This is a genomic window from Amycolatopsis rhabdoformis (assembly GCF_035918295.1).
In the GTDB taxonomy this organism is placed as follows: Bacteria; Actinomycetota; Actinomycetes; order Mycobacteriales; family Pseudonocardiaceae; genus Amycolatopsis; species Amycolatopsis rhabdoformis.
Map to the genome: position 1 here is coordinate 9,251,853 of NZ_CP142149.1, position 18,884 is coordinate 9,270,736.

Consider the following 18,884-nt stretch of genomic DNA (forward strand, 5'->3'; position numbering starts at 1 on the left):
CGACCGCGTCGATGCTTGAGGAGGACACCGTGAAGGGTCGTTGGATCGAGCACTGGACCCCCGAGGACGAGACCTTCTGGGAAACCACGGGCCGGCGGATCGCCCGGCGCAACCTGTGGTTCTCGGTGTTCGCCGAGCACATCGGGTTCTCCGTGTGGACACTGTGGTCGGTGGTCGTGCTGTTCATGGGGCCCGCGTACGGGTTCTCGGCGGCGGACAAGTTCCTGCTGGTGTCCACGCCGACACTGGTGGGCGCGCTCATGCGGCTGCCCTACTCGTTCGCGGTGGCCCGCTTCGGCGGTCGCAACTGGACGATCTTCAGCGCGGTCCTGCTGCTGGTGCCGACGGTGCTCACGGCGATCGTGCTGCACCCGGGCACGTCGCTGGGCACGTTCGTGCTGATGGCCGCGCTCGGCGGGGTCGGCGGCGGCAACTTCGCCTCGTCGATGACGAACATCAACACCTTCTACCCGGAACGGCTCAAGGGCTGGGCGCTCGGGCTCAACGCGGGTGGCGGAAACCTGGGGGTGGCGGTGATCCAGCTGGTCGGGTTGCTGGTGATCGGCGTCGCCGGAGCCACGGCGCCGCGGCTGGTGCTGTTCGTCTACCTGCCGCTGATCGTGGTCGCGGCGGTGTGCGCGGCCTTGTTCATGGACAACCTCGCCACGGTGCGCGGTGACACCAAGGCCATGCGTGAGGTCGTGCGGTACGGCCACACCTGGGTGATGTCGCTGCTGTACGTGGGCACGTTCGGCTCGTTCATCGGCTACAGCTTCGCGTTCGGGCTGGTGCTGCAGAACCAGTTCGGCCGCACGCCGTTGCAGGCCGCGGCGGTGACGTTCCTCGGGCCGCTGCTGGGTTCGCTGGCGCGCCCGCTCGGGGGCCGGCTGTCCGACCGGCTCGGCGGTGCGCGGGTCACGTTCGCGACGTTCGGCGGGATGGCGCTGGCCACGGTCGTGCTGGTGCTGGCGTCCTCGGCGCAGTCGCTGGTGTTGTTCACGGTCGCGTTCATCGTCCTCTTCGTCCTCACGGGCATCGGCAACGGTTCCACGTACAAGATGATCCCCGCGCTGTTCCAGGTGAAGGCCCGCGCGGCGATCGAGCTCGGTGGTGACGAGGCCGCGGAACTGCTCAAGGCCCGCCGCCTCTCGGGTGCGCTGATCGGGCTCGCGGGCGCGATCGGGGCGCTGGGCGGGCTCTTCATCAACCTCGCGTTCCGCCAGTCGTTCGCCGACGCGCACAGTGGAATTCCCGCGTTCGTGGGCTTCCTGGTGTTCTACGCGGTGTGCGTGGGCGTGACGTGGGCGGTGTACCTGCGCAAACCCGCCGTGCAGGCGCAGGTCGCGCTGGCGGGAGGGCAGCTCTGATGCGCACGCTCGTGGTGGCCGGGCACGGCATGGTCGCGCATCGGCTCGTGGAAGCCTTGCGCACGGCGGACACCGCCGGCGAGTGGCGGGTCGTGGTGCTGGCCGAGGAGATCCGGCCCGCCTACGACCGGGTGGCGCTCACGTCCTATGTGGAGACCTGGGACCCGGCCGCGCTGGCGCTGCCCGGTGCGGACTACGCGGACGATCCTCAGGTGGACCTGCGGCTCGGCGACGCCGTGGTGGCGGTGGACCGGGCGGCGCGCACGGTGACCACCGCGGCCGGGCACGTGCAGGCCTACGACGCGCTGGTGCTGGCCACCGGCTCGCGCCCGTTCGTGCCGCCGGTGCCGGGCCGTGAGCTGCCGGGTGTGTTCGTGTACCGCACGATCGAGGACCTCGACGCGATCCGCGCGGCCGCGGCGAAACCGGGCCGGGGTCGCCGGTCGGCGGTAGTCATCGGCGGCGGTCTGCTCGGCCTGGAGGCCGCGAAGGCGTTGCGAGACCTGGGTCTTTCGCCGCACGTGGTGGAGATGGCTCCGCGGCTGATGCCGTTGCAGGTCGACGAAGGCGGTGGTGCGCTGCTGCGCCGGCTCATCCAGAAGCTGGACGTGACCGTCCACACGGGAACGTCCACGGACGCGCTCGAAGCCGACGGTTCGCGGCTGCTGGCCAAACTCGGCAACGGCACTGAGCTGGACGTGGACCTCGTCGTGTTCTCCGCAGGAGTCCGCCCGCGCGATGACCTGGCGCGCGACGCCGGTCTGGCGCTGGGCGAACGCGGTGGAGTGCTGGTGGACGCGAGCTGCCGCACGGACGATCCGGCGGTGTTCGCGATCGGCGAGTGCGCGGCCGTCGAGGGCCGGGTCTACGGCATCGTCGCACCGGGTTATGCGATGGCGGAGGTCGTCGCCGCGCAGCTCACCGGGGGAGCGGCGACGTTCCCGATGCCGGACACGGCCACGAAACTCAAACTCATGGGCGTGGACGTCGCCAGTTTCGGCGACGCCCACGCGGCCACGGAAGGCGCGCTCGAGGTCGCGGTGAACGACGCCGTGGCCGGCACCTACAAGAAGCTCGTGGTCACCGACGACGGCCGGACGCTGCTCGGCGGGGTGCTGGTGGGCGACGCGGCCGAGTACCACACGCTGCGCGCACTGGTCGGTCGTCCGCTGCCCGCCGAGCCCGGTGCGCTGCTCGCGCCGGCCGGCGGGGGCGCGGCCGTGGGCGTGGAGGCGCTGCCGGACGAGGCGCAGATCTGTTCGTGCAACGGCGTTTCCAAGGGCACCTTGACCCACGCGATCACGGCGCTGCAGTGTGATTCGGTCGGCAAGCTCAAGGCGTGCACGCGGGCCGGCACCTCGTGCGGCTCGTGTGTGCCGATGCTGGCCAAGCTGCTGACCGGGTGCGGCGTCGAACAGTCCACGGCGCTGTGTGAACACTTCCCGCAGTCACGTGCGGAGTTGTTCGAGATCGTGCGGGCCACGCGCGTGACCACGTTCAGCGAGCTGATCAGCCGGCACGGCACCGGCTCGGGTTGCGCGGTGTGCAAGCCGGCCGTCGCGTCGATCCTGGCCACGCTCGGCAACGGCCACATCCTCGGCGGCGAGCAGGCGACGCTGCAGGACACGAACGACCGGTTCCTCGCCAACCTGCAGCGCAACGGCAGCTACTCCGTGGTGCCGCGGATCCCCGGCGGCGAGATCACGCCGGAGAAGCTCATGGTGATCGCGCAGGTGGCCCAGGACTTCGGGCTGTACACGAAGATCACCGGTGGCCAGCGGATCGACCTGCTGGGCGCCACGGTGGACCAGCTGCCGGAGATCTGGCGGCGGCTGGTCGACGCGGGGTTCGAGTCGGGCCACGCGTACGGCAAGTCGCTGCGCACGGTGAAGTCGTGCGTCGGGTCGACGTGGTGCCGCTACGGGGTGCAGGACAGTGTGGGCCTGGCGATCGAGCTGGAACTGCGTTACCGCGGGCTGCGGTCGCCGCACAAGATCAAGGCCGGCGTGTCCGGCTGTGCGCGCGAGTGTGCCGAGGCCCGCGGCAAGGACTTCGGCGTGATCGCGACCGAACACGGCTGGAACCTCTACCTGGGTGGCAACGGCGGCGCCACCCCGCGCCACGCGCAGCTGTTCCTGTCCGATGTGGACACCGAGACGCTGATCCGCACCATCGACCGGTTCCTGATGTTCTACGTCCGCACCGCCGACCGGCTGCAGCGCACCGCGCCGTGGCTCGAAGAGCTCGAGGGCGGGCTCGACCACCTGCGCGCGGTGATCGTGGACGACCGCCTCGGCATCTGCGAGGACCTCGACGCTGCGATGGCGAAGCACGTGGGTGACTACGCCGACGAATGGCGCGGTGTGCTCGAAGACCCGGAGAAGCTCGCGCGGTTCAGCTCGTTCGTGAACGCGCCGGGCACCCCGGACCCGTCGATCTCGTTCCGCCCGGAACGCGCGCAACGCGTGCCGGTGCTGCTCGGTGTACCGCTGCTCGAGAAATCACTCGAGAAATCGGAGGTACGGCGATGACCACGTCGATCGAAACCACCTGGACCGCGGTGTGCGCGGCCTCGCAGGTGGGCGACTGCGCCGGCGTGGCCGCGCTGGTCGAAGGCGAGCAGGTGGCCGTGTTCCGCGTCGGGACGGCGTGGTTCGCGCTGTCCAACTGGGATCCGTGCAGCGGCGCGGCCGTGCTGTCCCGCGGCATCGTCGGCGACGCCGGCGGCGAGCCCGTGGTCGCCTCACCGGTGTACAAGGAGCGGTTCTCCCTCCACACCGGACAGTGCCTCGACGCGCCCGGCGTGTCGACGCCGGTGTACCGCGTGCGGGTGCGGGAGGGGACCGTCGAGGTGGGCTTGCCGTGACGGACGTGCTCCCGCTGGCCGGGTTCGTCGCCGGCATCACCGCGGCGCGCCGGGCCGACGAGCTCGGCGCGCTGCTCGTGCGCAAGGGGGCCGCCGTGCGCTACGGCCCGGCCATCCGGATCGTGCCGCTCGCCGACGACACCGAACTGCACGCGGCCACCCTGCGGCTCCTGGAGTCCACTGTGGACGTGGTCGTGGCCACCACCGGCATCGGCTTCCGCGGCTGGATCGAGGCCGCCGAGGGCTGGGGCCTGGGCGACGCGCTGCTCGGCCGCCTGGCCCGCGCCCGGCTGGTGGCCCGCGGCCCGAAGGCGACCGGCGCGGTGCGGGCCGCGGGGCTGTCGGAGGACTACTCACCGCCGTCGGAGAGCAACGCCGGTGTGCTGCACCACCTGCTGGAATCCGGCGTGGCCGGGGGGACGATCGCCGTTCAGCTGCACGGCGAGCCGCTGCCGTTCTTCGCCGACGCCCTGCGCGCGGCGGGCGCGACCGTGATCGAGATCCCGGTCTACCGCTGGGTCGCGCCGGCCGACCCGGGCCCGCTCGACCGCCTGCTCGACGCGGTGCTCGACGGCACCGTCGACGCGCTGCCCTTCACCTCCGCGCCGGCCGCCGCGTCGACGCTCGCGCTGGCTCGCCGCACCGGCCGGCTGCCCGCGCTGGTGGAAGCCCTGACCTCACGGGTGGTCGTCGCCTGCGTCGGCCCCATCACGGCCGCACCCCTGGCCGCGCTGGGCATCCCCACCGTCCAGCCGGCCCGCTCCCGGCTCGGCGCCCTCGCCCGCACGGTCGCCGACGCGCTGCTCGCCCGCACCCCGCGCCTCAAGGTCGCCGGCCACGCCCTCGAACTCCGCGGCCAGGCCGTGGTCCTCGACGGAGACTGGCACGACATCGCCCCCGCCCCCATGGCACTGCTGCGTCTGCTGGCTCACTCACCGGGCCGCGTGGTGTCGCGGCGCGAACTCACCACGGCGCTGCCGGGCGGCGGTGAGGAACACGCGGTGGAGACGGCGATCGGCCGCCTGCGCGTGGCCCTCGGTGGCCCGGCCGTGATCCAGACGGTGGTCAAGCGCGGCTACCGGCTGGCCGTCGAGCGGTGAACTCGGGCAGCACCAGCGCGCTGTGCTCGGGCCGCGCGGCGCCCCCGGGCAGGACGGTGAGCTTGCGGAGTTCGGCGTTGCGGGCGGCCAGCGCTTCGGCCGTGGCGGGGAACATGGTGGCGCTGCCTTCGCTGACCAGCGCCTGGTTCGCCTCGACGAACGGCCGCGCGGTGTCCTCGTAGGCCGCGAACGCCGCCGCGTGGCCGGCCTTCGTGGCCAGCTCACCCGCGAGCACGTACGCACCGACGAGCGCGGTGCTGGTGCCCTGTCCCGTGAGGAACGACGGCGCGAACGCGGCGTCGCCGACGAGCGCGACGCGCCCGGAGGACCAGCGCGGCAGGTGGATCTGGCTCACGACGTCGAAGAACAGGTCGTCGGCCGTGCGCATCGCCTCGACCAGCTGCGGGATCAGCCAGCCGTCGCCGGCGAACACCTCCGCGACGAGCTCGCGCTGCGCGTCCGGGTTGCGGAACGCGGCGAACGGCGGCTCGCGGCGCGCGAAGTTGAGGAAGCCGTGGATGTCCTCGCTCTCGCCCACCGCGTAGAGCGCGGCGCCGCGGCCGGGCACGCTCCACAGGGCGCCTTCGCGGTGCAGGCCGAAGGTGTTGGGCAGGGTGAAGCCGGCGAAGCAGTAACCGAGGTAGCGGTGGAACTGCTCCTCGGGGCCGAACTTCAGCGCACGGACGCCCGAGTGCAGGCCGTCGGCGCCGATCACGAGGTCGAACGTGCGCCGGTGGCCGCTGCGGAAGGTCACGGCGACGCCGTCTTCGCGGTCGTCGAGCGCGGTGATGGTGTTGTCGAACAGGAACTCGACGTCGTCGCGGATGGTGCCGTAGAGCAGCTCGGCGAGATCACCGCGGCGCACCTCGAGGTCGCCGCCCTCGCCGCCGACGATCGCGTCCGGGCGCAGTGCCGCGACCGTGGTGCCGTCGGCGCCGAGGAAGCTGATCCGGCGGGTGTTCACGTGGGCTTCGCGCAGCCGCGGCATCAGCCCCATCTGCTCGATGACGCCGAGCGCCGTGCCGCGGATGTCGATGGGGTAGCCGCCGCCGCGCAGCGCGCTCGCCTTTTCGACGACGGTGACGTCGAAGCCGTAGTCGCGCAGCCAGTAGGCCAGCGCGGGGCCGGCGATGCTGGCGCCGGAGATCAGAACGGTGGTCATGGTGTCTCCTCGATAGCTAAGTTAGGTATGCTTATTGCGGCCGCACGGGGCTCTTGCCTCACGCTGTCCATGAGGCAACTATATAACTAACTTAGGTATGTAAGAGGTGTGATGAGCGACACAGACGGTCGGCTCGACCCCATGACGGTCCTGCCGCGCTTGATGCAGCTGAGCACCGTGCTCAACCGCAGCCACCTCGCCGAACGCGCCATGGAGCAGGCCGGCCTGGCGCTGGACCGGCCCGCGCTGACCGTGATCATCACGCTGCAGATGGCCGGAAAACCGCTGCGCGTCGGCGAGATCGCCACGCGCATGCAGGTGGTCGGCCCGCACGTGACGCGCCACCTCCACGAGCTGGAGAAGCGCGGCCTCGTGCAGCGCGTGACCGACCCGGACGACCAGCGCGCCCGCCTCATCGAGCTCACGCCGGACGGCGCCGCCGCGGCCGGCCGGTACCTGCAGACGATCCTGAGCTGGTTCACCGAGGCCGTGGCCGAATGGTCGATCGACGACCAGCGCACGTTCGGCGCGCTGCTGAACCGGTTCGTCGACGACCTCACGGCCCGGCTGTCCGAAGTGGACTGATCAGGCCGGACCGAATCAAGCCCAGGTCACGGAAAGATCGGCATAGCCACGGGCCTTCGCGGCCCGCTCCGCCTCTTCCTCGGCGGCGGCGCGATCGGTGGCGCGCAGCGGGTCGAACGCGGTCATCGTGAAGGCGAGCCGCTTGCCCGAACCGCGGGTGCGCCACACACCCATCAGCTCGCCGTCCACCAGGAGCGCGCCGGGGCTGCCGAGGATCTTCCACACCTCTTTCGCGCGCGCCTTGTCCGGCACCAGCACGGTTTTGTCGCGGGCCTGCGTGAACGGGTCGAGCGGCGGCAGCAGCCGCACGATCGACGGCGCCGGCGGGTTTTCCAGCGCCGACACCTCGGCCGTCGGCAGGAACGTCTTCCGTCCGTCCACGCTGACCTCGGTCAGGTCCTCGGGCCAGGCCGGTGTGAGGGCCGTTTTCGCGGTGCCGACGAAGCCGGCCGCGTCGCCTTGGGTGGCCGGGCCGTTCACGGTCAGGTAGCCGCGCACCACGCGGGACACGGCGGCCGCGTCCGGGGTGGTGCGCAGGCGGGCGCGGCCCTCCAGCGGCGCGAGCGTGGCGGGCGACTGGTCGGCTTCGAGGCGCACGCCGCCGTGGAGGGTCGCCAGGCGCATGAGCTGCTCCTGGATGTGCGTGGCGTTGCAGGGCCGGCACCAGCGCGAGTACGCCTCGGGCAGCTCGCGCGTGACGGCGGCGCTCACCGCACCCTTCGACATCGGTTCCTTCACGACCTTGCGGATGGCCTTCGCCGCGGTGAAGAGCACCTCCGACGCGGGCACCCCCGTGGCCCCGATTTCCTTCTTCTGCCACAACATCCGGGCCAGCGCGTCGGCGTCGTCGAGAGGGATCAGCGAGGTGGTGAGCTCCCGCAGGTCGTCACGCCGGTGGAAGTGCGGCGCACCGCGGTGCGACCACACGAGGACCACGCGCGGATCGTCGACCAGCGTCGTCGGCGTGACCTCACCGGCCGAGCGCGCGGCGAGCGCGAGCACCGCGGTGTCGCGCATGCTGTCCTGCAGGCCGAGGTCGAACTGCGGCGAAGCCACCGGGTCCTGCTCCGTCCGGTGCAGCCCGTGCCGCGCGATCCGGTAGGCCAGCACCTGCTTGCGTGACACCTCGAGCACAGCGGCCTCCTCAGCTCAGCGCGTGGTCGAACGTGTACGACATCGTCGGCTCACCCATCGTGCCCTTCACCGAGCCCGAGCCCGAGCCGGTGAGGCCGGTGAGCTCGCCGGTCGCCGAGCCCGCCACCACCTCGAACGTCGACCGGATGCCCGCCGGGTCGAAGCCGGTCTCGTGCCGGACCACGAACGTGCCGCGGCGACCGGCCACGGTCGCGTCGAAGCGCTCGAAGCTCGGCGACGTGGTGTCGCCGCCGTCGTACCCTTCGCCCGCGTAGTACAGCAGGTAATCGCAGATCGACTCACCTTCGATCACGCCGGTGTACTCCATCGTGGCGTGCGCGTACGCCACGCGCGGCTCGCCTTCCTGGCCGCTCACGATGTGTTCGTCCCAGTTCTTCATGCTGAACGTGTTCATGCGGACCACTCAACCGCGCATACCTGTCAGCTTGTGTCAGGTTTTGCGCGCATACTCGAAAGATGCGTGCGTCCCGCCTGCTCACCGTGCTGCTCCTGCTGCAGAACCGCGGCCGGATGACGGCCGAGGAGCTGGCCGCCGAGCTCGAGGTCTCCGTGCGCACGGTGTACCGCGACATCGACGCGCTGTCGGCGTCGGGCGTGCCGGTGTACGCCGATCGCGGCCGCACCGGCGGCTACCAGCTGGTGGACGGCTACCGCACCCGGCTGACCGGCCTCACGGAGGAGGAGGCGCAGTCGCTGTCGCTGGCCGGCCTGCCCGTGGCCGCCGCCGAGCTGGGCCTCGGCACGGTGCTGGCGGCGGCGCAGCTCAAGCTCTACGCCGCGTTGCCCAAGGAGCTGCGCAGCCGGGCCGGTCGCGTCGCCGAGCGGTTCTACCTCGACGTGCCCGGCTGGCACCGCGGCATCGAGAGCCTGCCGGTGCTGGCCGACGTCGCCGAGGCCGTGTGGTCGGCCCACCGCGTGCGGATCCGCTACGAACGCTGGGGGCAGCGTGAGGTCGAGCGGGTGCTGGAGCCGCTCGGCCTGATCCTGAAGGCGGGCAACTGGTATCTCGCCGGTAGGTGCGAGGGGACCGATCGCACTTACCGGATCTCGCGCATCCGCGAGCTGACCGACCTGGGGGAGCTGTTCGAGCGACCGGCCGATTTCGACCTGCCGCGCTACTGGCAGGAGTGGTCGGAGCAGTTCGAGCAGCGCATGTACTCGCGGTTGGCCACCGTGCGCCTTTCGCCGCGGGCGCAGGGGTTGCTGCCGTTCTACGCGGGCAGCGTGGGGGCGCGGGCGTTGCGCGAAGCTCTTGATGGCGGCGCGCGGCCCGATGCGGAAGGCTGGCTCACGATGCCGCTGCCGGTCGAGCCGGGGGAACCCGCGATCGGCGAGCTGCTGCGGTTCGGGCCGCACCTGGAGGTGCTCGAACCGGCCGACCTGCGCGCGCAGGTCGCGGACGCGATCAGGGAGATGGGGGCGACGTATGGGTGAGCTCGACGGGGTGCGGATCGGCGTCACGGCCGAGCGCCGCGCCGACGACCTCATCTCGGCGCTGCTGCGCTACGGCGCGCAGGTGCGCCACGCGCCCACCATCACGATCGTGCCGCTCGCCGAAGACCCCGAGCTGCGGCGCGACACCGAAGCCGTGCTCGCCGCACCCGTCACCTTCACCGCCGTGACCACCGGAGCCGGCTTCCGCGGCTGGCTCGCCGCCGCCGACGGCTGGGGGCTGAAGGACGATCTGCTCAGCGTGCTCGGCGCGTCCCGCGTGTTCGCGCGCGGCCCGAAAGCCGTGGGCGCGGTTCGGGGTGCGGGCCTGCGCGAGGAGTACTCGGCGCCGAACGAGAGCAACGCCGAGCTGTTCTCCGCGCTGGTCGCGGCGGGTGTCATGGACGCGCGGATCGCCGTGCAGCTCCACGGCTCGGCGCTGCCGGAGTTCACCGACCAGCTCGTGGGTGCCGACGTCCTCGCCGTGCAGCCCTACCGCTGGCACTCGCCCGCGAACACCGCGCCGGTTTTCTCGCTGGCGCACGACATCCTGTCGGCGGAGCTCGACGCGCTCGTGTTCACCAGCGCCCCGGCCGCCACCAACTTCCTCACGCTCATCGCCGACACCGGCGCGCTCGACGTGCTGCGCCACGGCGAGGTCAGCACGTTCTGCGTGGGGCCGGTCACGGCGGTGCCGCTGGAAGCGCGCGGCATTCCGACCGTGCAGCCGGACCGGCAACGGCTCGGTGCGCTGGTGAAACTCGTGGTCTCGACGCTCGGGAGGGCTTGATGGGTTCGTTCGACGTGCTGCTGGACGACGAGCGCACGCAGCTGGACACGTTCGTCGAGGAGTACCGCGCGGGAATCGAGCGGACGCTCGACGGGCTCACCGAGGAGCAGGCCCGCCGCTCCCTCGTGCCGTCGGCGACCACGCCGCTCGGGCTGATCAAGCACGTGACGTGGATGCAGCGCGTGTGGTTCGAGGAGTGCGTGGGCGGCACCTCCCGCCACGACCTCGGCCTGGTGCGCAGCCCGGACGAGTCGTTCCGGCTCACCGCCGACGACACCATCGCGTCGATCACGGCCGCGCACCGCGAAGCGTGCGCGACGGCCCGGAAGGCGGTGGCGGACCTGCCGCTGGACACCGTGGTGACCGGCCACCGCAGCGGCCCGCGCACGCTGCACTGGGTGTACCTGCAGGTGCTGCGGGAGCTGGCTCAGCACTGCGGCCACGCCGACATCCTGCGCGAACAGGTCCTGGCCGAAGCCTAGGAAGCCGCTTCCACCCGTTCTCGGCCGACGGCTTCCTCGCTCAGGCCGTGGCGCCAGTAGCCGGTGAAGCAGATCGTGTCCTTGTCGAAGCCGCGCTCGCGCACGAGGTGCCGGCGGACGTGCTTGACCACGCCGGCCTCACCCGAAACCCAGGCGTACGGCGCGCCGCCTGGCAGCTGGGCCGCGCGGACGGCGTCGAGGAGGGCTTCGCCGTGGGGCCGGGCACCGCGCACGACCCAGTGCAGCTCGACGGCGCCGGCGGTGTCGAACGTCTGGCGCTCGGCGCGGTCGGGGATCTCGACGTAGATCGACGCCCGGGCCGAGCGCGGCAGGTTCTCCACGATCGCGCCGATGGCGGGCAGGGCCGTCTCGTCGCCGACGAGCAGCTGCCACTCGGCGCCGGCCGGGACCTCGTAAAGGCTGTGCGGCCCCACGAACGCCACACGGTCGCCGGCCGCCGCCCGCGCGGCCCACGCCGAGGCCGGGCCCAGGTTGTCGTCGTGCAGCACGAAGTCGATGTCCACCTCGCCGACCGCGGGCCGCAGCGCGCGCACGGTGTAGGTGCGCATCGGCGGCCGGACCTCGTCGGGCATCGTGAGGTAGGTCTTGTACCAGGACATCACGTCGCCGCCGGACGGCGCGGGCGGAAGCTGCGGCTCGTCCTGGCCGGGGAGCGGGAAGAACATCTTCAGGTACGCGTCGGGTCCGAAGCCTTCGGTCGCGGCGAGCGAGGCGCAGTCGAACGTGACCCTGGCCATGTGCGGGGTGACCCGCCGGACCGCGGTGACCCGGCCGCGGTGCGCAGTCAGCAATGCCATTAGGCAAACCTAACCTCAATGACGCAGGTTTTAAAAGAGTCCCTCCGGCTCCTTGTCCTCCAGTCCCTCCGGCCGCCAGCGGTACTCGCGCAGGTTCACGCGCTGACCGTCGGCGAGCACGCCTTCCGCGCGCAGCCGCGCGAGCTGCTCGTGGGCCAGGTGCGGTGCCGGTGTGCCGTTGGCGCGCAGGATCCGCTGCCACGGCAGGTCGTGCCCGTCCTCGGCGAGCACGCGCCCGACCATGCGCGGGGACGGCGCGCCGCTGAGCGCCGCGATGTCACCGTAGGTCGAGACGGTGCCCGCGGGCACGTCGCTGATGACCGCCCGGATCCGCTCGTGCAGTTCGTCGTCCACACGAGCACTGTGCCGCAACCCACCGACAGTTTCGACCACCGGCCGCCAACTGCGTGCCGGTGCGCCACCCGTGCGTGGCGGCGTGCTTCCATCAATGACGTGAACGGGCGGAGAACGGCGCACGGAAAGGTGCAGGGACAGGCGCGGCTCGTGCGCCCGCCCGCCACCGGCGCACCCACGTTCACCTGGGACGACGGCGCGCGCCGGCTGCTGTCCGCACCCGCCGGGTTCCTCCGTGTGCTCGGCGGCCCCGGCACCGGGAAGACGACCTTGCTCGCCACCGCGGCCGCCCGGCGCATCGCCGACGGCGCCGACCCCGAGAGCGTGCTCGTGCTCACCGCTTCGCGCCGCGCGGCCGACGCGCTGCGGGCCGACATCACGCGCCGGCTCACCACCGACCCCGAGCAGTCGTCGCCGCTGCCGCGCACGGTGAGCGAGCCGCTCGTGCGCACGGTCCACTCGTACGCGTTTTCACTGCTGCGCCTCGAAGCGCGCGCGGAAGAGCTACCGCCGCCGCGGTTGCTCGCCGGTGCCGAGCAGGACGTGGTGGTGCGCGAGCTGCTGCAGGGCGACCTCGAGATCGGCGCGCCCGAGTGGCCCGCGCAGCTGCGGCCGGCGCTGCTGGTGCCGGGCTTCGCCGAGGAGCTGCGCGACCTGCTGATGCGCGCGGCCGAACGCGGGCTCGGCCCCGAGGACCTCGTGGAGCTGGGACACCGCAAGGACCGTGAGGAGTGGGTGGCGGCCGGGCACTTCTGGGCCCAGTACGAGGAGGTCACGCAGCTGCAGGGCGCGGGCGGCAACGCGCTCGGCGTGCGCAGCGCCCCGGCGCTCGACGCGGCCGAGCTGGTCACCTCGGCGCTGCTGGCGCTCGAAGACGACGAGGAGCTGCGCCAGCGCGAGCGCGGCCGCGTGCGCCACCTCTTCGTGGACGACGCGCACCACCTCGACCCGCTGCAGATCCAGCTGATCCGCCAGATCGGGCAGACGGCGGCCGAGTTCGTGGTGGCCGGCGACCCCGACCAGTCCGTGTTCTCCTTCCGCGGCGCCGATCCGCGGCTGTTCGCCGACGCGGACACCGAGGGCGACCGCACGGTCACGCTCATCACCTCGCACCGGCTCGCCCCGGCCGTGCGCGAGGCCGTGACGAAGCTCGGCGCCACGCTGCCGGGCGCGTCGCAGCACCGGAAACTCGTTTCGCCGCAGGGTAAACGCGGTGGCAAGGTGCGGGTGCGGCTGATGCCGACGCCGGCGGCCGAGGCGAGCTGGATCGCCGACCAGCTGCGCCGCGCACACCTCGTCGACGGCGTGCCGTGGTCGGAGATGGCGGTGCTCGTGCGCTCGCCGGCCCGCACCTTCCTGGTGCTGCAACGCGCGTTGCGGGCGGCCGGCGTACCGATCGGTTCCGCGACGCAGGAACTGCCGCTGGCCAAGCACTCCGCCGTGCGGCCGCTGCTGGCGGTGCTGCGGATCGCGGCCGAGCCGGAGCTGCTCGACGTCGACCTCGCGGAAATGCTGCTGTCCTCCACCCTCGGTGGCGCCGATCCGCTCGCGCTGCGCCGGGTGCGCCGCGGCCTGCGTCGGCTCGAGCTGGCCGGCGGCGGTCAGCGCGCCAGCGACGAGCTGCTCGTGGAAGCCCTGCGCGGCGGCGACATCCTGGCCGGGCTCGCCGACGCCGAGGCGACGCCGGTGCGCCGCGTCGGCAAGCTGCTGAGCGTCACGCACCAGGCGGTCGTGCGCGGCGAAGGCGTGGAACAGGTCCTGTGGGAGCTGTGGGAGGCCAGCGGGCTGCAGGAGCGGCTGCTGCGGTTCGTCGACCGCGGTGGTTCGCTCGGCGCGCAGGCCGACCGCGACCTCGACGCCGTGGTGGCGTTGTTCGACGCCGCCGGTCGGTATGTCGACCGGCTGCCCCGCGCGAGCGTCGCGTCGTTCGCCGACTACCTGTCGTCGCAGAACATCGCGGGCGACACGCTGGCGCCGGCCGCGATCCCGGGTGAGGGCGTGTCGCTGCTCACCGCGCACGCGGCCGCGGGTCGCGAGTGGACGGTCGTGGCCGTGGCGGGCGTGCAGGAAGGCGCGTGGCCGGACCTGCGGCTACGCGGTTCGCTGCTCGGCGTGGAGCGGCTCGTCGACCTGCTGTCCGGGGTGGACGACGGCGACAAGGTGTCGGCCATCGCTCCGATCCTGGCCGAGGAACGGCGCCTGTTCTACGTCGCCGCCGCTCGCGCGCGGCGCACGTTGCTGGTCACGGCCGTGGCGGGCGAGGACGAGCAGCCTTCGCGGTTCCTCGACGACCTCGAGGAGAACGGCGCCGACGACGGCGCGCTCGACTCGCGCATGAAGCCGCCGGGCCGCTCGCTGGTGCTGGCCGAGCTCGTCGGCGAGCTGCGGGAGGTCGTGTGCGACGACAAGGCCACGCCCGAGCGGCGCGACCGTGCGGCCCAGCAACTCGCGCGGCTGGCCGACGCCGGTGTGCCCGGCGCGCACCCGAGTACCTGGTACGGCCTGCTCCCGTCGTCCACCGACGAGCCGGTGCACAAACCCGGTGACCTCATGCGCATCTCACCGTCCACAGTGGAAATTCTGGTGAAGTGCCCGCTGCGCTGGCTGGTGGAGCGCCACGGCGGCAGTGACCCCGCGCAGCTCGCGGCCGTGACCGGCACGCTGGTGCACGGCCTCGCGCAGGCCGTGGCGGGCGGGCGCACCGAGGACCAGATCCAGTCCGCGCTCGACGACGCGTGGGTGCGGGTCGACGCCGGCGCGCCCTGGTTCTCGCGCCGCGAACGCAACCGCGTGGAGCAGATGCTGCGCAACTTCGTGGCGTGGCTCGAAGGCAGCCGCAAGGAACTGATCGAGGCCGGCGTCGAGCAGGACATCGAGGTGGAGCTGCCGATGGGCGACGACGAGGTGCGCGTAATGCTGCGCGGCCGCGTCGACCGGGTCGAGCTCGACAAGGACGGCCGGCCGGTGATCGTGGACATCAAGACCGGCAAGGTGCCGGTGTCCAGCGCCGACGCCGAGCAGCACCCGCAGCTCGCCGCGTACCAGCTCGCCGTGCTGCTCGGCGCGATCGAGGGCAAGAACACGCCGGGCGGCGCGCGGCTGGTGTACGTGGCGAAGACCAACAACAAGACCGGCGCGACCCAGCGCGACCAGCCGCCGCTCGACGACGACGGCGGCCGGCAGTGGCTCGACCTCGTGCGCTCGGCCGCGGCCTCGGCGGCCGGACCCGGGTACCAGGCCCACGAAAACCCCGACTGCGACCGCTGCCCCGCGCGCGGCTGCTGCCCGCTCCGGCCCGAGGGCAGGCAGGTGACCGGCCCGTGAGCTTCCGGCTCATCGCCAACCCGGTCGAGCCCGCGGAGATCGCCGACGCGCTCGGCCTGCACCGCCCCACGCCCGAGCAGGCCACCGTGATCGCCTCGCCGGTCGAGCCGTCGCTGGTCGTCGCGGGCGCCGGCGCGGGCAAGACCGAGACGATGGCCGCGCGCGTGGTGTGGCTGGTGGCCAACGGGATCGTGAGCCCCGAACGCGTGCTGGGCCTCACCTTCACGCGCAAGGCCGCGCGCCAGCTCGGCGAACGCGTGCGCGCGCGGCTGCGCCGGCTGGCCGGGTCGGGGCTGCTGGAGAAACTCGACCCGTCGGGCGGGCTGCGCGCCACGGTCGTCGCCGGTGAGCCCACCGTGCTGACGTACCACGCCTACGCCGGGCGGCTGCTGTCCGAACACGGCCTGCGGCTGCCGGTGCAGCCGGGCGTGCGGCTGCTGTCGGAGACCTCGTCCTGGCAGCTCGCGCACCGCGTGGTGTCCACTTGGGACGATGACCTCGACACCGACCGCGTGCCGTCCTCGGTCACCGCGCAGCTGCTCGCGCTGGCCGGTGAGCTCGGGGAGCACCTCGTGTCGACCGAGCGGCTCGCGGAGTACACCACGTGGCTGTGCGAGGTGATCGAGAGCGCGCCGCGCGCCAAGGGCCAGCAGGCGGCGCTGTCGCAGAAGCTGCAGCAAGTGGTGGCGGCGCAACGGTTCCGGCTCGCGCTGCTGCCGCTCGTCGAGGCCTACCACCGGCGCAAGCGGGCCGAGGGCGCGCTCGACTTCGCCGACCAGATGTCGCTCGCGGCGCAGCTCGCCGACGGCTACCCGGCCGTGATCACCGGCGAACGCGAGCGCTACGGCGCCGTGCTGCTCGACGAGTACCAGGACACCGGCCACGCGCAACGCGTGCTGCTGCGGTCGCTGTTCGGCGGCGGCGACCACGCGCCGATGCCGGTCACGGCCGTGGGCGACCCGGCTCAGGCCATCTACGGCTGGCGCGGCGCTTCGGCCGCCAACCTGCCGCGCTTCACCACCGACTTCCCGCGCCGCGTCGACGGACAGCTCGCGCCCGCGCACGAGTTCGGCCTGCTCACGAGCTTCCGCAACCCGCCGCAGATCCTGGACCTGGCCAACGCCGTGGCCGAGCCGCTGCGGTCACGCGGCCTGGGCGTCGAACCGCTGCGGGCGCGCGCCGGCGCCGGGCCGGCCGACATCGCCGTGGCGCTGCTGCCCGACGTGCGCGCCGAACGCGAGTGGGCGGCCGACGCGCTGGCCCGCCGCTGGCACGCCGAAAAAGAGGAGACCGGCAAGCCGCCGACGGCCGCGGTGCTGGTGCGCCGGCGCGCGGACATGGCGCCGATCGCGGCCGAACTGCGGATGCGTGGCCTGCCGGTGGAGGTCGTCGGCCTCGGCGGGCTGCTCGACGAACCCGAGGTCGCCGACCTGGTGAGCACGCTGCGGGTGCTGGCCGACCCGTTGGCCGGCAGCGCGGCCGCCCGCCTGCTCACCAGCGCGCGCTGGCGGCTCGCGGCGGCGGACCTGGCGGCGCTGTGGCGGCGCGCCGGCGAGCTCTCCTCGCCGGTGCCGCAGACCGAGTCCGAAGACGAACCGGCGCTGGTCACCGAACGCGCCGAGCAGGCCGGCCTCATCGACGCCGTGGACGAACCCGGCCGGCCCGAGCGCTACTCCGAGGACGGCTACCGGCGCATCCGCCGGATCGGTGCCGAGTTGGCCGCGTTGCGCCGCCGCCTCGACCAGTCGCTGCCCGAGCTGGTGGCCGACGTCGAACGCACGATGCTGCTCGACGTCGAGTCGCTGGCCCGCCCCGGCTCGGCCGGGCGCGCGCACCTCGACGCGTTCGCCGAGGTCGTGACCGACTACGCCGAGACGGCGCCGACCGCGACCCTGCTGTCCTTTGTGGACTACCTGAACACGGCCGCGCACGCGGAAGACGGCCTCACCCCCGGCGAGGTCGAGGTGGTGCCCGATCGCGTGCAGGTGCTCACCGTGCACTCGGCCAAGGGGCTCGAGTGGGAGGTCGTGGCCGTGCCGCACCTCGTGGCCGACGTGTTCCCGAGCAAGCGCCGGTCCTCGTCCTGGCTGCGCACCTCGACGTCGCTGCCCGCGATCCTGCGGGGCGACTCGGCCGACCTGCCGGAGCTGCGCGTGTCGGCGGGGTTCGACCGCAAGGAGGTACAGGAAGGCCTCGAACTGCACGAGGAGGGGTTCGCCGAGCGGGAAGCCGACGAGGAACGCCGGCTCTGCTACGTCGCGCTCACGCGGTCGGAACGCGCACTGATCGTGTCCGGCCACTGGTGGAACGAAAGCAGCACGCGCGCGAAGGGGCCTTCGGTGTTCCTCGCGGAGATCGCCGACGTGCTGCGCGAGGCCGACCCGCCGATCGGCGTGCTCGACCTGTGGGCCGAGGAACCCGGCGAGGACGACGAGAACCCGTTGGTCACGGACTCGCGCAAGGCGAGCTGGCCTGTCGACCCGCTCGGCGACCGGCGCACGGGAGTGTCGACCGGCGTCGAGATGGTGTTCGCGGCCATGGCGGCGTTGCCGGAAACGCCCGAGACGCCCGGGACGCCGGAAGCACCGGACGCGCCGGCCGAGCCTGATCAGCCGGAACTGCTCGGAGTGGCCGAAGACGACGAAGTGCCGCTACCGCCCGAGCCGGACGAATTCGACGACGAGCCTTACGACGTCGAGGAAAACCACGCGGACGGCGACGAAGAGGACGACGAGGACGACGTCGACCCGGAAGACCCTGACGGCTGGGCGGCCGACACCGACGTGCTGCTCGCCGAACGCGCCCGCGCGCAGAACACAGTGGACCGGGTGGTGCTGCCGGCGCAGCTCTCGGTGAGCCAGCTCGTGGAGCTCGCCGCCGACGCCGAAGCGCTCGCCCGCAAGCTGCGGCGACCGCTTCCCTTGCCGCCCAACACGTTCGTGCGCCGCGGCACCGCGTTCCACACCTGGCTCGAACAACGGTTCTCCGGCGAGGGCCTGCTCGACATCGACGACCTGCCGGGTGCCGCCGACCTCGGTGAGGCGCCCGATTCCGATTTCGAGGCGTTGCAGGAAGCCTTCGAACGCAGCGAGTGGGCCGAGCGCGTGCCGCTGGCCGTGGAGGTGCCGTTTTCGGCCGACGTGGAGGGCGTCACCGTGCGCGGCCGGATGGACGCCGTGTACGCCGACCCGGATGGCGGCTGGACGGTGGTGGACTGGAAAACCGGTTCCGTGCCCTCGTCCGAGCGGCTGCCGGCGTTGGCCGTGCAGCTCGGCGCGTACCGGCTCGCCTGGGCGGCGCTGAAGAACGTGCCGGTGGAGCGCGTCCGCGCGGCGTTCCACTACGTGCGCCACGCGTACACGCTCAGCCCCGCCGATCTCCTCGACGCCGAAGGCCTGCGCGACCTGCTGCGCAGCGTGCCGCGGGAGTGACCGGCGCTTGATCGGCGTG

15 protein-coding genes are annotated in these 18,884 nt (G+C 72.6%); 10 read left to right on the forward strand and 5 right to left on the reverse strand.

Translation table 11 applies throughout. The features are described 5' to 3' along the window. Positions 1-11: 11 nt before the first annotated feature. Genes VSH64_RS43140 through VSH64_RS43155 form a run of 4 tightly spaced genes read left to right on the forward strand, consistent with a single transcriptional unit; the run spans position 12 to position 5,333 of the window. The gene (locus VSH64_RS43140; protein WP_326838200.1) at positions 12-1,367 is read left to right on the forward strand and encodes a nitrate/nitrite transporter; all 1,356 of its coding nucleotides are present in this window, start codon (positions 12-14) and stop codon (positions 1,365-1,367) included. Next, a complete protein-coding gene (gene nirB / locus VSH64_RS43145) occupies positions 1,367-3,898 on the forward strand; it encodes a nitrite reductase large subunit NirB (RefSeq protein ID WP_326568488.1) in 2,532 nt (843 codons plus the stop codon). Before VSH64_RS43140 ends, nirB begins: the two co-directional genes overlap by 1 nt. Continuing rightward, positions 3,895-4,233: a nitrite reductase small subunit NirD gene (nirD, locus tag VSH64_RS43150; protein ID WP_326568489.1), complete on the forward strand. Its 339-nt coding sequence runs from the start codon at positions 3,895-3,897 to the stop codon at positions 4,231-4,233. The genes nirB and nirD overlap by 4 nt, the downstream gene beginning before the upstream one ends. Further along, a complete protein-coding gene (locus tag VSH64_RS43155; RefSeq protein ID WP_326568490.1) occupies positions 4,230-5,333 on the forward strand; it encodes a uroporphyrinogen-III synthase in 1,104 nt (367 codons plus the stop codon). The genes nirD and VSH64_RS43155 overlap by 4 nt, the downstream gene beginning before the upstream one ends. On the opposite strand, the gene VSH64_RS43160 is transcribed toward VSH64_RS43155, so the two are convergent. Continuing rightward, positions 5,299-6,495 carry an FAD-dependent monooxygenase gene (locus VSH64_RS43160; RefSeq protein WP_326568491.1) on the reverse strand — a complete coding sequence of 399 codons (1,197 nt, stop codon included), beginning with the start codon at positions 6,493-6,495 and terminating at the stop codon, positions 5,299-5,301. The genes VSH64_RS43155 and VSH64_RS43160 overlap by 35 nt on opposite strands. A gap of 111 nt (positions 6,496-6,606) precedes the next feature. Between VSH64_RS43160 and VSH64_RS43165 the strand changes: the two genes are divergently transcribed. Then, positions 6,607-7,080, forward strand: coding sequence for a MarR family winged helix-turn-helix transcriptional regulator (locus VSH64_RS43165; protein ID WP_326568492.1), 474 nt, complete (start codon positions 6,607-6,609; stop codon positions 7,078-7,080). A gap of 15 nt (positions 7,081-7,095) precedes the next feature. Here VSH64_RS43165 and VSH64_RS43170 read toward each other — a convergent pair whose 3' ends face one another. Together VSH64_RS43170 and VSH64_RS43175 are read right to left on the reverse strand one after the other, a co-directional pair. Then, positions 7,096-8,214, reverse strand: a complete 1,119-nt coding sequence (locus tag VSH64_RS43170) for a DNA glycosylase AlkZ-like family protein (RefSeq protein WP_326568493.1) — start codon at positions 8,212-8,214, stop codon at positions 7,096-7,098. A 10-nt stretch (positions 8,215-8,224) separates the two neighbouring features. Then, positions 8,225-8,629: a DUF3224 domain-containing protein gene (locus VSH64_RS43175; RefSeq protein ID WP_326568494.1), complete on the reverse strand. Its 405-nt coding sequence runs from the start codon at positions 8,627-8,629 to the stop codon at positions 8,225-8,227. Between the two features lie 62 nt (positions 8,630-8,691). Between VSH64_RS43175 and VSH64_RS43180 the strand changes: the two genes are divergently transcribed. The 3 genes from VSH64_RS43180 to VSH64_RS43190 are packed head-to-tail and all read left to right on the forward strand — an operon-like array spanning position 8,692 to position 10,938. Then, positions 8,692-9,669, forward strand: a complete 978-nt coding sequence (locus tag VSH64_RS43180) for a helix-turn-helix transcriptional regulator (RefSeq protein WP_326568495.1) — start codon at positions 8,692-8,694, stop codon at positions 9,667-9,669. Beyond that, positions 9,662-10,456: a uroporphyrinogen-III synthase gene (locus tag VSH64_RS43185; RefSeq protein ID WP_326568496.1), complete on the forward strand. Its 795-nt coding sequence runs from the start codon at positions 9,662-9,664 to the stop codon at positions 10,454-10,456. The genes VSH64_RS43180 and VSH64_RS43185 overlap by 8 nt, the downstream gene beginning before the upstream one ends. Continuing rightward, entirely contained in the window at positions 10,456-10,938 is a 483-nt protein-coding gene (locus VSH64_RS43190; RefSeq protein ID WP_326568497.1) for a DinB family protein, read from the forward strand. The genes VSH64_RS43185 and VSH64_RS43190 overlap by 1 nt, the downstream gene beginning before the upstream one ends. On the opposite strand, the gene VSH64_RS43195 is transcribed toward VSH64_RS43190, so the two are convergent. Together VSH64_RS43195 and VSH64_RS43200 are read right to left on the reverse strand one after the other, a co-directional pair. Beyond that, positions 10,935-11,756 carry a siderophore-interacting protein gene (locus VSH64_RS43195; protein WP_326568498.1) on the reverse strand — a complete coding sequence of 274 codons (822 nt, stop codon included), beginning with the start codon at positions 11,754-11,756 and terminating at the stop codon, positions 10,935-10,937. The two genes, VSH64_RS43190 and VSH64_RS43195, sit on opposite strands and share 4 nt — an antisense overlap. 30 nt (positions 11,757-11,786) lie before the next feature. Beyond that, positions 11,787-12,110: an MGMT family protein gene (locus VSH64_RS43200; RefSeq protein ID WP_326568499.1), complete on the reverse strand. Its 324-nt coding sequence runs from the start codon at positions 12,108-12,110 to the stop codon at positions 11,787-11,789. Between the two features lie 150 nt (positions 12,111-12,260). On the opposite strand from VSH64_RS43200, the gene VSH64_RS43205 reads away from it, so the two are divergent. Next, positions 12,261-15,434, forward strand: coding sequence for an ATP-dependent helicase (locus VSH64_RS43205; protein WP_326838201.1), 3,174 nt, complete (start codon positions 12,261-12,263; stop codon positions 15,432-15,434). After that, positions 15,431-18,865 (forward strand): ATP-dependent helicase, encoded by a 3,435-nt coding sequence (locus VSH64_RS43210; protein WP_326568500.1) that lies wholly within the window; start codon positions 15,431-15,433, stop codon positions 18,863-18,865. Before VSH64_RS43205 ends, VSH64_RS43210 begins: the two co-directional genes overlap by 4 nt. The last annotated feature ends 19 nt before the right edge of the window (positions 18,866-18,884 follow it).